The organism is Virgibacillus sp. JSM 102003, from assembly GCF_041949995.1.
Taxonomy (GTDB): domain Bacteria; phylum Bacillota; class Bacilli; order Bacillales; family Amphibacillaceae; genus Lentibacillus.
On record NZ_JBHFQH010000019.1, the window covers coordinates 1 to 13,767 of the forward strand.

Consider the following 13,767-nt stretch of genomic DNA (forward strand, 5'->3'; position numbering starts at 1 on the left):
CAACAATTAATTTACATATATGCTCTTTAAATTCCCGTTCTTTCCATTCTCCCATAATAAACACGTCCTTTTTTAAAATTATACACGATTCTCATTTTGACGTGTCCATTAAAAAGACTAACTTTAAATCTGTCACATAATCGGCTCAAGTTCACAATATCCCGGCTCAAGCTGTCAATTTTCCAAAAACTTATGGAGATAATTGTGTCTGTTCATAACTACAATCGAACGCCAATGCAAAAAAGTGTCATATTTAATTTAATAAATTATGACACTTTTTGCTTCTGAGATTCGATTGTATTGGTAGAATAGTTATTTCGTTAACGCTTCAAGTACATCATCGATTGTTTTTTTAGAAGCGATTAACCCTTTATTAGTCCAGTTACTCGGATCATTCAAAATATATACATTATCATTTTCAGCTGCTGGGGTACTTTGCCAGACATCACTGTTTTTCAATGTATCGATACCTTGTTCACCTTTTGATGCAAGCAGGAAAACATGATCTGCTTTTAATTCAGAGAGCTTCTCTAATGAAAGTGGATTCCACTGTGTTTCGGCTTCTCCAAGATTTTTAACGAGTTCCGGTGAATTAATCCCTATTTCTGAATAAAGTACTTCTGCACTATGGCGGTTTTCTTCAAATACAAAAAACTGATTACCTGTTGCCCAAATCGCTGCAACAGTTTCGTCGCCGATTGCACCACTTAATGTTTCTTTTGCTTTTGCTACCTTTTCTTTATATTGATTTAGGACTTCATCGGCCTTATCTTCTTTGCCGAGAATTTTACCAAACTTCTCTATTTGCTTACGCCAGCTTGTTGTAGTTTCTTCTTTCATGACATATGTTGGGGCGATTTTCTGATAATCTTCATATGATCCTTTATAACTGTCGATACCATGTTCTAGTATGATTAAATCAGGCTTTTGATTTAGTACCTGTTCAAGTGGAAGATTCCATTCGATTTTTGGAAGATCCTTCAGTTCATATTCCAGGTAATTCTGGACGCTTTGTCCGATTGCCCATTTAGCAACAGGAGTAACGCCAAGTGCAAGTAATGCGTCTTCATGATAGGGGGCAATAATCCGCTCGGCGTCAGTAGGGAGTGTAACTTCACCCATTTTACTGTCTACCGTTACCTCGGATTTCTGTCCGCTGTTTTGATCGCCAGCATCTGAACTGGAATCTGAACTATCATCGCCACATGCTGCAACGAGTAATAGTAAGACCAATGTGAAACACATAAATAAAAAACGGGATTTTTTTATTTTATACATATGTAAGTCTCCTCTTATGTTATAATAAGTTCCTAGTGGTAATGATAATCATTTTCAATTGTAATGTCAATTAAATTTTTGCATTGCAGTGGAAAGTTTGAAGGCTTATACTTTTACATTAGGAATTAATTTGTACGTGCAGGAGAAAATTATGTTATCTACTATTCAGCATTCGTCATTTTTAAAAATAATAATTAATATTTTAACCATAATAGCATTATTACTTGCAATGGGACTATCAGTTGCCTACGGGGCTATAGATATAAATCTTTCAACGGTTTGGCAAGCGATTTTTATCTTTGATAGAGATTTAACATCCCACCAGGTCATTCAGGAACTGCGGCTTCCGCGGGCTGTTGCTGCAGCTCTTGTTGGTGCATTTTTAGCTGTATCAGGTGCTATTATGCAGGGTATGACCCGTAATCCGTTAGCTTCACCTTCAATCATGGGGGTCACCAATGGAGCGGCATTTGCTCTTGTTCTGACAATGGCATTTATCCCAGGTGTCACTGGTCTTGGCTTAACGATGGCTTCATTTGCTGGTGCTGGTGTTGCAGTTGTGCTGGTCTTTATGGTCGGTTCTTTTTCAACGGGAGGCTTGACCCCGGTTAAACTTGCGTTAGCAGGTGTTGCAATTGGGACACTACTAAGTTCGGTTTCAACTATCATTGCACTTCATTTTCAACTCGAAAAGCAATTAGGTTTTTGGCTTGCCGGAGGTTTGGCGGGAACAAATTGGAGCGCTATTCAGGTTTTGCTGATATCTGGTGCTATCGGAATATTTATTGCTTTTATGATAGCAAAATCAATTACAGTACTTAATCTTGGTGAAGATGTTGCGGTAGGACTTGGACAAAATAATATCGTGATTAAAATATTAGGCATTCTGACTGTACTGATTTTAACCGGAGCAGCAGTCGCTGTTGCCGGAGCCATTGGTTTTATGGGTCTGATCATTCCTCATATGTCCCGGTTTATCATGGGTACGGATTATCGCTGGATTATCCCTTCATCGGCATTATTCGGTGCACTTCTGCTAGTTTTATCCGACATTGTCTCACGGCTGATAAATGCCCCATATGAGACGCCGGTTGGTGCGATAACATCACTAATTGGTGTACCATTCTTTTTATATCTAGCTCGTGGCAGTAGTGGGGGTGGCAAATAATGAACCCGACATATCAAAAGAAAACAGGTCGATTCATTGGTATTATAGCGTTATTAATTGTACTAATTATCACTATGTTCTTTATCAGCCTTAGTACTGGTGTTATTAATATAGCGCCATTAGATGTAGTAAAGACGATAATTGGGCAAGGGACCCAGAGACAAGGTCTTGTGCTGTTTGACTTTCGCTTACCAGGAATTATTTTAGCACTACTGATTGGCTCAGGACTTGCGGTATCTGGAGTAATTCTGCAGGGAGTCACCCAAAATGATCTGGCTGACCCTGGTATTCTAGGAATTAATACTGGAGCAGGTCTCGCGGTCGTATTATTTATATTTTTTATACAGGATTCAATAAATTCAACGGTTTCCATTTTTATAATGCCACTATTTGCGTTAGTTGGAGCATTATTTGCGGCATTTTTGGTATATACAATAGCATGGAAAAATGGTGTTAATCCAATACGGCTGGTACTTGTGGGGATAGGTGTTAATGCAGGTTTCAGTGCAGCGTTAATTATTTTTCAGCTGAAAATGAACCCGCAGGACTTCAGACAGGCAACCGTTTGGCTTTCCGGTGATATATGGAGTGCTGATTGGTCATTTGTATTAGCTCTCTTGCCATGGATTCTTATACTCGTTCCATATGCACTTCATAAGGCAAACGTACTCAATGTCTTAAACCTGGGTGATGATGTGGCTGCCGGGTTAGGGTCTAAAGTTGAAGGGGATAGACGTTTGCTGCTGATCATCGCGGTTGCTTTAGCTGGAGCCAGTGTTGCTGTTGGTGGTGCAATTGCCTTTCTGGGACTTGTCGTACCACATATTGCACGAAGGATAATTGGGCCGCTGCATCAATACATTATTCCAATATCAACGTTAATTGGTGCACTTTTGTTAATGGTTTCAGATACAATCGGCAAAAATTTGTTAACACCAACAGAAATACCTGCTGGAGTTGTTGTGGCTGTCCTCAGTACACCTTATTTTGTATATCTTTTAGTTAAAACCAAGTAATTCTGGGAGGCTTTTTTTATGTCCGAACAACATGAAGTCTATGACGTTACCATTATTGGCGGAGGACCTGTAGGCCTGTTCACTGCCTTTTATAGCGGCATGCGTGAGATGAAAACAAAAATTATTGAATACCTGCCTTTTTTAGGTGGAAAAGTTCCTTATTTTTATCCTGAAAAAGAAATCAGGGACATTGGAGGTATAGCGCACATTACCGGCGAAAAGCTGACCGATCAATTGATTGAACAGGCAATGACGTTTAATCCTACTATTGTTTTAGGAGAACAATGCTTACATGCAGAAAAACGTCATGATGGTACGTTTATCCTTACAAGTGATAATGGTGCTAAACACTATACAAAAACGATTATTGTAGCAACAGGCTTTGGAACGCTTAAATCAACAAAATTGAAATTGCCCAATGCACATCAATTTGAAGAAAAGAGCCTGGATTATACAATAAGGCGCCTGGAAAGTTATCGCGGAAAGCGTGTGCTCCTGTCTGGCGGAGGTAATTCCGCAGTAGATTGGGCAAACGAATTGGAATCTGTAGCAGATCAAGTCACGTTGGTTTACCGCAAAACAGCTTTTACTGGAATTGAAAGTAATATTACAAAGATGAAGAACTCATCGGTAGATGTTAAGACCCCTTATTCCGTGGATAGCTTAGTAGGGGATGAGGGACAAATTTCAAGCGCACTCGTTAAAAACCTGCAAACAAACGAAGTGGAGGAGCTTGAAATCGATGCATTGATCGTAAATCATGGATTCGAAATAGACCTTGGACCTATTGCAGACTGGGGATTGGATATGGAAGGCGGTACAATTAAAGTAAATGGCGAAATGGCGACTTCAATCCCTGGTATGTTCGCAGTCGGTGATATAGCCAACTATCAACACAAACTTCAACTGATCGCCGGCGGATTTAACGAAGGACCAATAGCTGTAAACAGCGCAAAATTGCATATACACCCAGAGGAAGAACTATCTCACTTATTTTCTACAACCTATGACTTTTCGGAATAAATTTTAAATATGAAGGATTTTCGACAATATCACAGTATTCATTGACTATTTTAGAAAAAGGTTAATAATAGGGAGGTAGCGATTATCATTTTCTGGCAGCTGCTTTTATATTAATAATTGGCCAGATTTCTAAAAGGAGTTCAATGATGAAACACTTACTAATAACACTTATAATAATATCTTTTTCGCTCGGAATGACTAACCCGGCACAAGGAGCAGAAAAAGAAACCATACATAGTGAAATTATTTATAATCTGTTAGTTGATCGCTTCAATAACGGTGATCCAGCAGCAGGTGAACAAATTAATTTGGATGATCCCCTTGCTTATCATGGTGGAGATTTACAAGGAGTAACTAATAAACTTGGTTCCTTAAAAGAATTAGGGTATACCACGATTGTATTGTCCCCAATTATGGAAAATGCACCTGGTGGGTATCATGGGTATTGGATTGAAGACTTTTATAAAGTTGATGACCAGTTTGGTACAATGGACGATTTGAAAAAACTAGTAAAAGAAGCCCATGAACGTGACATGAAGGTAGTAATGGAATTTGTAACAAACTACGTTTCATCGACACATTCCATGACAAAGGAACCAAGTAAAAGTGACTGGCTGAAAGAAAATAATAATGTTCAGTCATACCAATGGCTTGATCAAGCTGCCGTACTTGATCAATCGAATCCAGAAGTACAAGAGTTCCTAATGGATGCTGCAGATTACTGGATTGAAGAAGCAAATATTGATGGGTATAAATTTCATGCAGCTGATTATACAAATGAACCCTTTTTAAAAGAATTGACAGCTCACATTAATGAGGGAAACCCAAATTTCTATATGCTTGGAGATATTTTAAACGCCAAGGATTATACAGGCAATTTAAAAGAAAATACGCAAATTGATATGGTAGAGAATCATTCGTTATATCAACCCATGACAGAAACTTTTGCAAGCGCAGGAGAGCCTGTATCCCACCTTTATGATACCTGGGTAGACAATGGCAAAAGTGAAAACCTAACCTATTTGGATAATAAATACACAGAGCGTTTTACGCAAAAGCTGCTTAAAAACGGCCGGAACCCGTTAACGACATGGAAATTAGCTTTAACCTACTTATACACTGCACCAGGAACTCCAATGATCTATCAAGGGTCTGAAATTCCAATGAGTGGTGGTAAATTTCCGGATAGCCAACAGATGGTCCAATTTAACAGTGGAAATGAAGATTTAAAAGAGTTTATTAATAGGGTAGCAGCTCTTCGTTCACAATTTCCTGCACTCCAAAAAGGGGATTACGATCTATTGGGTTCAAGTGGTGCTATGAGTCTGATGAAACGCTCATATGAAGGTGAAACGGTTTATATCGCAATTAATAATGATACGGAGTCACAAGCTATATCCACTGATGAAATTGACTCCGACATACAGTTGAAAGGGCTGCTTGGTGATAATCTTGTCAGGGAAAATGAAAAAGGTGAATTCAAGATTGGCCTTGCCCGTGAAACCGCCGAGGTTTACATTGAACAGAATGATACAGGACTAAACTGGACATTTATTGGAACGGTTATAGGTATTTTTCTACTATTCGTCTTAGGTGTCATCCTATTAACCAGAAAACAGAAAAAAAGAGAAGAAGCTGAAGCGTAGGTAGATCAGTTTTTGGATGACCATCAATTTTGTATAGTAATTGATGGTCATTTTTAACAGGTATTTACGGTTCAATTCTTATTATGGAGTGGCAGTGTATATTGCACCCATAAGTAAGAAAAGTGCTCATTGGAATAACACTAATAATCTTTAGTGGACACCAGAGTGTTTATGTGGCAGAATCACCCCTGTTAAATGTAAATAAGGGCTTGTGTATCCGCTTATCCACTAAAAGTACTGTTTTATTCAGCATGATGGCCGGTTGAACGCCCTATGAAAAACCTCATTCATTGTGACTTTTGCTTAAAAACATAAATTCACTTACCTCTATCCGTTTACAATCATTCCGCCATTTATATGAATTACTTGTCCTGTTACATAGCTTGCATCATCACTTGCGAGATAAACATATGCTGGTGCTAATTCCTTTGGCTCTCCAGGTCGCTTCATCGGCGAATTTCCACCAAAAGTATCAACTTTTTCTGCTGTGAAAGTAGAAGGAATTAGCGGAGTCCAAATCGGCCCTGGTGCCACTGCATTTACGCGTATCCCTTTATCCACCAATGATTGTGACAATGAGCGAGTGAATGAAGTAATAGCACCTTTTGTAGCTGAATAATCAATCAGATCTTCACTACCTTGGTAGGCTGTGATCGATGAGGTATTGATAACTACGCTACCCTGGTGCATATTTTGTAATGCTGCTTTCGTCATATAAAACGTTCCGAAAACATTCGTTTGAAACGTTCGTTCAAGCTGGACACTTGAGATGTCCAAAAATGCATCTTGAGGATGTTGTTCAGCTGCATTGTTTATAAGAATATCTATTTTTTTAAACGTCTCAAGTACTTCTGTGACTGCCGCTTCGCAAAATGGCTGGTTGCCGATATCCCCACTAATCAGCAAGCATTTTTGATCTTGCTGTTCAACTAATCGCTGTGTTTCTTTTGCGTCTTCATGTTCATCAAGATAGACAATCGCAACGTCTGCGCCTTCTTTTGCATAATGTATACTGATTGCTCGTCCAATTCCGCTGTCACCACCAGTAACGATGGCAGTTTTGCCTCTTAATTTGTCGCTTGGTTTATAGTTCTTACTTATATATTCCGGCTCAGGGCGCATTTTCGACTCGACGCCAGGTTGCTTGGATTGGTGTTGGGGTGGTGGTGTTTTCTTTTCGTTTTGTTTAACCATCTTATCTCCTCCTGGAATGTTTCTTGATGTTTTATCCATTCCCCGAAATAATAATTTAAATCATTAGAAAACTCGGCTTATCGCCAAGCCTTAATTTCACTTATGCAGTAAGAAAGAAGTTATGGTTTCTTAACTGCTAAAAAAAAGCCCTCTATTGGAGGACTAATTGTTTCACTCAAGCGTACTCATGTGCTGAGATAGCGCCTTGTCTATGCAAATAATAATAAATTTTTCGATACTCATTTATGTCAATTTCACTGTGGATGTATTTTTGCTGATAGAAATCCAAAAGGGCGTTAATGGATTCAGGTGGCTGATTTCGGTCCGTTTCAAAAATGGTTATTAGTTCGAATATACTCATGCTCATATAAACCCTCCATAAAATATTTCGCTTAAGGTTGTCCTATCAGAAATATATGCTAGAGGATTTTAAAGAATGCTAATTAATTCAACTTTCGCAGCGTAAAATGAACGCATGAACCTTGAAGGAGTAAGAAAGCCTGAAGATACACTACTTGAGTTGACATGGGATCAACGGTACGTATTTGATATAGAATGCGAAGTAACATGTAAAAATTGCTGAGTGCTATGACATCGCTTCGGAAATACATTCCGCACACCTTAGGGCAACGCTTCAGCTTCCTCGGAAGCCAAAACCGCTTCCTGCGGGATCTTCAGCTGTTGTTTTTCCCGCAGGAGCTTCCATGTATTTCCTCAGCTGGGTTTTGCTCACTTTATCCTGTAAATTAATCACATTGCATCTTAGCCATTGGGAACACTTCAGCCCCTAATTAAGAAATCTTTACTAGTGGAGGCAGAATACGTAGACTCCTATGGGAACAGCACGTTCCGAAGACCCCGGAAGAAGCGTTCTTTGCTTCTGAGGAGGCTAAGGTCGTGCCCATGGAAAGCGAAGTATTCTGCCGGAACGAATATAAGCACTCTACCATCTTTAGGACAAAAAACTTTCACTAGTTCGCAACATTTACATCAACCTACAAAATAGGATAATTTAAGCGGTATTGCTGAAGACAGGAGGGAGGGAATAAAAAAAGGACACCCTAAAAATTAAAGGGGGCCCAATATCAGTGTTAATACCTTTCTTTCAGTTCTGGCAATGTAACTGTCTGTGTTACATTCTCTTCTGACATATCATAGACTTTCATTTGGTCTAGTGAGAATGTGTACAAGGTGTCGCCGACTGATACCATCCGCTTAACCTCAGATTCCCATTTTGGGTGTTGCATTTGTTTCATGTTCTCTTGATGTGTAATACTATCTTTAACCTTAATACCATTTTCAGGTGTTATGTTGTATAAAAAGGCTCCTTCATAAACCAGTGATTGCTCTTCATAGGTTGCATCCCCCTTATGAACAGTTTTCGTCTCAAAAAGTGTTGCAGGGAATCCAAAAATGTTCTTATTCGGGTGCTTATATAATGCATTATGGTTGTGATTGAGCTCTGTATAGGAGTGTCCCTGGCCAATAATTTCACTATATTCTTCCTTAGGGGTTGTTGGGTCACTTACATCAAATACTGATATCTTCAGTCCATTAATTCTGACACGTGGCTCACTTTCATCCTTTGTATCAATTAACTTGGTGTTTTGACCAAAACCAATCACATGGTTATCATCTAATGGATGCAAGTAGTTGCTGAATCCAGGTATTTTCAATTTGCCAAGAACGGTTGGTTTTTTGGGATTCTTTAGATCGATAACAAAAAGCGGATCAACTTGTTTAAATGTTACCATATACGCAACTTCATCCATGAAACGAACGCTGTAAATTCGTTCGCCCTCGGCTAATCCTTCTAGTTTTCCAATAGCGTTCATCTGTAAATCGAACGTATACAGGTTATTGGTGGAAGGTTCTTTTTCATTCCACATAGATCCCTTTGTTGTTGCAACACGAAATGTTTCATTACGTTCGTCCATGGCAAACTGATTAATCAGCGTACCGTTAACAATGGTAGAGGCGTTATAGGTTATTTTCCCGCTATCGATTTTAAATTGATTGATTTCTGTATTTGCTGGTGGTCTGGCAATAGCGATATCAGCTGTACTGTTACGAGTTCCTGCATCTTTTTTCTGGTAGTTGTATTTATTTACTGCAATATAGATATGTTTTTTGGACATATACATTTGATTGGAAGCTCCAAGATAGGATTCCATAGTTATTTCTTTATCCATATTGTCTAAATCAATTGAACCTAACAACAGGAAATTCTCGTCCTGACTTTCAGGGAAAAAGTACATGGAATCAAAACTCAATGGCTTAGCTTTATCACTAACGGCTGTATCTTTGATGAAAGGCCGCATATCAGTATCTGCAGCATCTTCTTCAAGAATACGGTAGGGAGGATGCTGATTTGCAATTAAGTACATATGTCCATCCATTAACCGGGAAGCTGTAAGGGAACCTTCGAATGATACTTCACGAAGCTGCTTTGGATTGCCTTTATCAGAAACATCGTAAATGAACACAGAAGTTTGCATGCTATGGATGGGAAGGCTTTCCATGCTGCCAGACTTGGCCGAATGCGTTTCCCGGATTGGTTTTGATTTATGGCCTATCATAATCAGTTTATCTTTGTGTAAATAAAGTTCAGATGGACGAAAATTTTCTTGAGAAATCGTACTTAATACGCTACTGTTATCTTTATTAGCGCTGGTTATCACAACGTCAGATTCTCTGGCGAAATACACAAACTCACCATCTGTTTTGATAATGTCACCTTCATCAATACCATCAACTTGAACATTTGTTGTAGAGGCTTTTTCGCCACTACTTGCTGTATCCATTGCTGCATCTCCACTGGAACTTTCCTCTGTTGAACTATCATTGCGCTGTACAGTCATTTCTTTCCGCTGTTCCATACGTTCAGTAAGTAATGTTACGAGTTGTTCATTATCTTTTATGTTTGGTACTTCTGCTACAGCTGTGAAAGAATGCGTAAATGTATTGTCCAATTTGCTGCCTGAAATTGTTTCAACATCCTCCGAAACGGTTATCATGTACGTATGGTCAATGTTATACCCATCCTTTGGTGCTTCTAGTGTCAACACTGTATTATCTTCATTCCATTTAAATGAAACGTCTACTTGTTCATTGTTGTTGTTCATGACTGTTACGGTTTCGCTTGTAAACGTATCGGGATTCATTTTTTCAGTAAAATGAACGGTCCAGTCCTTAAAAGTAGGTGCATAGCTCGATTTGGAAGGAATATTAGCTGTTATTGTGTTGGAAAAGAAAACAAAAGCTACTGCAATAATAACAATCAGACTTGAACCAGCTATCCACCAGATTTTTTTCTTCATCATTTAGTCACCTCAAAATTTTTTGCGTCTTTAATTTGTTAGACGACAGAAGGGGAATAATGTTACAAATGTATTACAGAAAAATGAAAAAGTTTTATATTTAGTGATAAAAAAATACCGACCCACTTTTTGGATCAGTATTTATAATTACTTATATTCATTATTTAAGAAGAAGATTGCGATTGTTCCTGGTCCTGCGTGAGATCCAATAGCTGAACCAACCATTTCGATTACAATATCGCGTGCGCCAAATTTTTCTTTAAACATCTCTGCATATTTTTCGGCTGTTTCCAAGTCGTCGCCATGACTTATGCCAATCGTTTGGTTTTTAAAGTCAGTTCCGCGTTCATCCATAATGTCTAGCATCCGGTTCAATAACTTTTTGGATCCTCTTATTTTTTCAAGAGGAATTAGCTTTCCATCTTCGACATGGAGAATCGGTTTGATTTTTAGGAGCGTACCAACAAATGCTGCTGTCTTACTTACACGCCCACCACGATAAAGGTATTCCAGATCATCAACAGTAAAAATGTGTTCCATATGTTTCGAATGGTATGTAATGGTATCGATGATCTTATCAATACTTGCACCATCTTTAGCAAGCTCGGCAGCACGAAGGATAATCAACCCAAGTCCAATTGATACACAGTTCGTATCAATAACATGAATGGATGCATCAGGATATGATTCCTTAACTTCCTGTTCCATCATCTTTGCTGTCTGATATGTACCGGATAATTCTGAAGATAAAGCTGGGTAAATTAACGTTTGGTTTGATTCAGCGTACGATGTGAAAATAGTTTTAAAGGTTTGTGGAGAAACTTGAGATGTCTTGGGACTCTTTCCTTCTCGCATTGCATCATAGATTGCTTTTGGCTTTATTTCTTTACCATCTGCATACTCTTTCTCGTCTAAGTGGACCGTTAATGGTACCATTTCGATATTATAATCGTTATAATGATTTTTTGAGAGATCACATGCTGAGTCTGCCAAAATTTTAATACTCATTTTAATCACCCCATTCTTATTAGTACTTGTATTTATTTAAGTTTAAAGCTATATGGAAAGATAGTCAAAGTATATTTGTATGAAATGTAAAAATAATGATAAAATTAATCGAGGCTGATAGCAGCAGGGAGGTAGCTATGTTTTTATTTGAAGCAAGACGAATTATTATTGTTATATTCGGTGCCATGCTGAATGCGATGTCACTAAACTTCTTCTTAATTGGAGCAAATGTTTATGCAAGTGGCTTTACAGGTGCTGCACAGCTTATTTCCAGTGTATTTAATGATTTCCTGGGAATCGGCATAAGTACAGGTATTTTATTATTCATATTAAATATTCCAGTTGCCATTTTAGGCTGGTATAAGGTCGGTAAAGGTTTTACTGTTTATAGTGTTATTTCTGTTGTTTTTACTACACTATTCCTAGAGCTCTTGCCTATAGTGACTTTTTCAGAAGATATTATACTTAATGCTGTTTTTGGTGGAGTTATAGCTGGGACTGGTGTTGGAATCACATTGAAGCTTGGTGCTTCAACAGGTGGTATGGATATTGTAGCAATGGTTTTATCCCGCATGAAAGACAGGCCAATTGGGACTTACTTTCTGATTTTAAACGGAATAATTATTGCGATGGCTGGTTTCCTTTATGAACCTGAAAACGCACTGTATACCTTGTTAACGCTTTATGTCACAACCCGTGTGATTGATGCAATCCATACCCGTCATGAGAAGTTGACAGCAATGATTATTACACATAAAGCTGATGAACTGCAAAAGGCGATTCATGATACAATGGTACGTGGAATTACGATAATTCCGGCTAAAGGGGCGTACACGAAAGAAGACAAGAACATGATGTACCTTGTAATAACACGGTATGAGTTATATGATTTGGAACGGATAATTGGTGAAGTAGATCCAAATGCATTTACGAATATCGTTCAGACAACAGGAATATTTGGCTTCTTCAGACGTGACAACTAAAACGAGAATATTTAAGGGGTAATATTAAATGAAAAAATTAATCATCATGCTATTCTGTGCACTAATTTTGGTGGCTTGCAGCAGTGAAGATGGAGCAAATTCCGAATCAGCAAGTGAGAATAGTGGAGAAGAATCAAACACCAAATCAAACGGTGATAAGAGTGAAAAAACGAATGATAGTGCAGCGGTTCAATTCAGAAATGTTGGTATGAAAATCGAGGGAGGTACTATTCAGGTTTCGGGTGAAGCAAAAGCGAAAGACGATACATTTTTTTATAAATTTGAGCAGGGGGATTCGAAGATTGTAAAGGAAACTTCTGTTGACCTTGAAAAAAATGATCAGGGATGGGGAAGTTTTCAGTTGGAACTAGAACTTACCCAAAAGGTAAGAGATGCACAAGTAATGCCAGTTATTACGTTATATGATAAAAAACAGGATGGAACAATGGTAAATAAAAATTACCTTCCTGTCGATTTAAGAAATCTGTGATATCAGCATTAACAAAACAGAGGTACAAATCAGATTGTGATTTGTACCTCTGTTTTCGCTTTCTTACTGCATAAGTGCAACTTAGACGCCCAAAGGCTTGCACTCCAGTGTGTAAGGGGCTCTAAGAAAGCAAAATACGCCTTCATAAGAATCCCTTTAACGAATTTTCTAACATGTCGCCTATGTAACTTTAATAGCCGTGTTTTTCAAATACTTCCTTAACCTTTGATTCCAGTTGATCCCATTCTGTGTCGAACTTTTTATTAATCGTAATGAAGTTCTGATATCCAAAAACATTATCGACACCTTCAAGCTGCATCATATCATTTAAAATTTCATGCTCGCTTGTATCTCCAGGCATTACAGAAATACTGCCGTCGCCTTGAAATATAAGTTTGTCCGTTGTAAATTTTAGCGCATTTGGATTTGGCGTAGCTTCAGCTCTTACTCCCATTGATAATTACCTCCCTAGATAGTACCTACATGTTTATATTTTAGCAGAAATCCAATTTGGAAAAAAGGAAAACATCCTTACCACTTTTTAATGGTAAGGATGTTTAGGTTTGCACGTTATAATCCCTTATCATCAGAAAAATGATTTGAAAATCAGTAACGCACATATTTGATGCATTATTGACTCC

12 protein-coding genes are annotated in these 13,767 nt (G+C 38.2%); 6 read left to right on the top strand and 6 right to left on the bottom strand.

Annotation, left to right across the window (positions count from 1 at the left end; genetic code table 11):
• Window positions 1-312 precede the first annotated feature (312 nt).
• A complete protein-coding gene (locus ACE1TG_RS17420; RefSeq protein ID WP_375053683.1) occupies window positions 313-1,278 on the bottom strand; it encodes an iron-hydroxamate ABC transporter substrate-binding protein in 966 nt (321 codons plus the stop codon).
• A 151-nt stretch (window positions 1,279-1,429) separates the two neighbouring features.
• Here ACE1TG_RS17420 and ACE1TG_RS17425 point away from each other — a divergent pair, with 151 nt between their 5' ends.
• From ACE1TG_RS17425 to ACE1TG_RS17440, 4 genes are all read left to right on the top strand, one after another.
• On the top strand, window positions 1,430-2,446 hold the full coding sequence (locus tag ACE1TG_RS17425) for a FecCD family ABC transporter permease (protein ID WP_375053684.1): 1,017 nt from the start codon (window positions 1,430-1,432) through the stop codon (window positions 2,444-2,446).
• Window positions 2,446-3,462: a FecCD family ABC transporter permease gene (locus ACE1TG_RS17430; RefSeq protein WP_375053685.1), complete on the top strand. Its 1,017-nt coding sequence runs from the start codon at window positions 2,446-2,448 to the stop codon at window positions 3,460-3,462. Before ACE1TG_RS17425 ends, ACE1TG_RS17430 begins: the two co-directional genes overlap by 1 nt.
• Before the next feature lie 18 nt (window positions 3,463-3,480).
• Window positions 3,481-4,485, top strand: coding sequence for an NAD(P)/FAD-dependent oxidoreductase (locus ACE1TG_RS17435; protein WP_375053686.1), 1,005 nt, complete (start codon window positions 3,481-3,483; stop codon window positions 4,483-4,485).
• 146 nt (window positions 4,486-4,631) lie between these two features.
• Entirely contained in the window at window positions 4,632-6,131 is a 1,500-nt protein-coding gene (locus ACE1TG_RS17440) for an alpha-amylase family glycosyl hydrolase (RefSeq protein ID WP_375053687.1), read from the top strand.
• Between the two features lie 327 nt (window positions 6,132-6,458).
• On the opposite strand, the gene ACE1TG_RS17445 is transcribed toward ACE1TG_RS17440, so the two are convergent.
• From ACE1TG_RS17445 to ACE1TG_RS17460, 4 genes are all read right to left on the bottom strand, one after another.
• Window positions 6,459-7,325 carry an SDR family oxidoreductase gene (locus tag ACE1TG_RS17445; RefSeq protein WP_375053688.1) on the bottom strand — a complete coding sequence of 289 codons (867 nt, stop codon included), beginning with the start codon at window positions 7,323-7,325 and terminating at the stop codon, window positions 6,459-6,461.
• Window positions 7,326-7,500: 175 nt separating this feature from the next.
• On the bottom strand, window positions 7,501-7,692 hold the full coding sequence (gene yppF, locus ACE1TG_RS17450) for a YppF family protein (RefSeq protein WP_375053689.1): 192 nt from the start codon (window positions 7,690-7,692) through the stop codon (window positions 7,501-7,503).
• A 724-nt stretch (window positions 7,693-8,416) separates the two neighbouring features.
• Window positions 8,417-10,648, bottom strand: coding sequence for a beta-propeller domain-containing protein (locus ACE1TG_RS17455; RefSeq protein ID WP_375053690.1), 2,232 nt, complete (start codon window positions 10,646-10,648; stop codon window positions 8,417-8,419).
• A 144-nt stretch (window positions 10,649-10,792) separates the two neighbouring features.
• Window positions 10,793-11,653: a DegV family protein gene (locus tag ACE1TG_RS17460; protein ID WP_375053691.1), complete on the bottom strand. Its 861-nt coding sequence runs from the start codon at window positions 11,651-11,653 to the stop codon at window positions 10,793-10,795.
• A gap of 137 nt (window positions 11,654-11,790) precedes the next feature.
• Between ACE1TG_RS17460 and ACE1TG_RS17465 the strand changes: the two genes are divergently transcribed.
• Both ACE1TG_RS17465 and ACE1TG_RS17470 read left to right on the top strand, forming a co-directional pair.
• Window positions 11,791-12,636, top strand: a complete 846-nt coding sequence (locus ACE1TG_RS17465) for a YitT family protein (RefSeq protein ID WP_375053738.1) — start codon at window positions 11,791-11,793, stop codon at window positions 12,634-12,636.
• A 28-nt stretch (window positions 12,637-12,664) separates the two neighbouring features.
• A complete protein-coding gene (locus ACE1TG_RS17470) occupies window positions 12,665-13,126 on the top strand; it encodes a hypothetical protein (RefSeq protein WP_375053692.1) in 462 nt (153 codons plus the stop codon).
• Between the two features lie 190 nt (window positions 13,127-13,316).
• Here ACE1TG_RS17470 and ACE1TG_RS17475 read toward each other — a convergent pair whose 3' ends face one another.
• Window positions 13,317-13,580 (bottom strand): NifU N-terminal domain-containing protein, encoded by a 264-nt coding sequence (locus ACE1TG_RS17475; RefSeq protein WP_375053693.1) that lies wholly within the window; start codon window positions 13,578-13,580, stop codon window positions 13,317-13,319.
• Window positions 13,581-13,767 lie beyond the last annotated feature (187 nt).

Coding starts and splice junctions, on each gene's coding strand:
- ACE1TG_RS17430 (WP_375053685.1), top strand. CDS start 2,446: ATGAACCCGACATATCAAAAGAAAACAGGTCGATTCATTGGTATTATA.
- ACE1TG_RS17425 (WP_375053684.1), top strand. CDS start 1,430: ATGTTATCTACTATTCAGCATTCGTCATTTTTAAAAATAATAATTAAT.
- ACE1TG_RS17445 (WP_375053688.1), bottom strand. CDS start 7,325: ATGGTTAAACAAAACGAAAAGAAAACACCACCACCCCAACACCAATCC.
- ACE1TG_RS17475 (WP_375053693.1), bottom strand. CDS start 13,580: ATGGGAGTAAGAGCTGAAGCTACGCCAAATCCAAATGCGCTAAAATTT.
- ACE1TG_RS17470 (WP_375053692.1), top strand. CDS start 12,665: ATGAAAAAATTAATCATCATGCTATTCTGTGCACTAATTTTGGTGGCT.
- ACE1TG_RS17420 (WP_375053683.1), bottom strand. CDS start 1,278: ATGTATAAAATAAAAAAATCCCGTTTTTTATTTATGTGTTTCACATTG.
- ACE1TG_RS17440 (WP_375053687.1), top strand. CDS start 4,632: ATGAAACACTTACTAATAACACTTATAATAATATCTTTTTCGCTCGGA.
- ACE1TG_RS17455 (WP_375053690.1), bottom strand. CDS start 10,648: ATGATGAAGAAAAAAATCTGGTGGATAGCTGGTTCAAGTCTGATTGTT.
- ACE1TG_RS17435 (WP_375053686.1), top strand. CDS start 3,481: ATGTCCGAACAACATGAAGTCTATGACGTTACCATTATTGGCGGAGGA.
- yppF (WP_375053689.1), bottom strand. CDS start 7,692: ATGAGCATGAGTATATTCGAACTAATAACCATTTTTGAAACGGACCGA.
- ACE1TG_RS17465 (WP_375053738.1), top strand. CDS start 11,791: ATGTTTTTATTTGAAGCAAGACGAATTATTATTGTTATATTCGGTGCC.
- ACE1TG_RS17460 (WP_375053691.1), bottom strand. CDS start 11,653: ATGAGTATTAAAATTTTGGCAGACTCAGCATGTGATCTCTCAAAAAAT.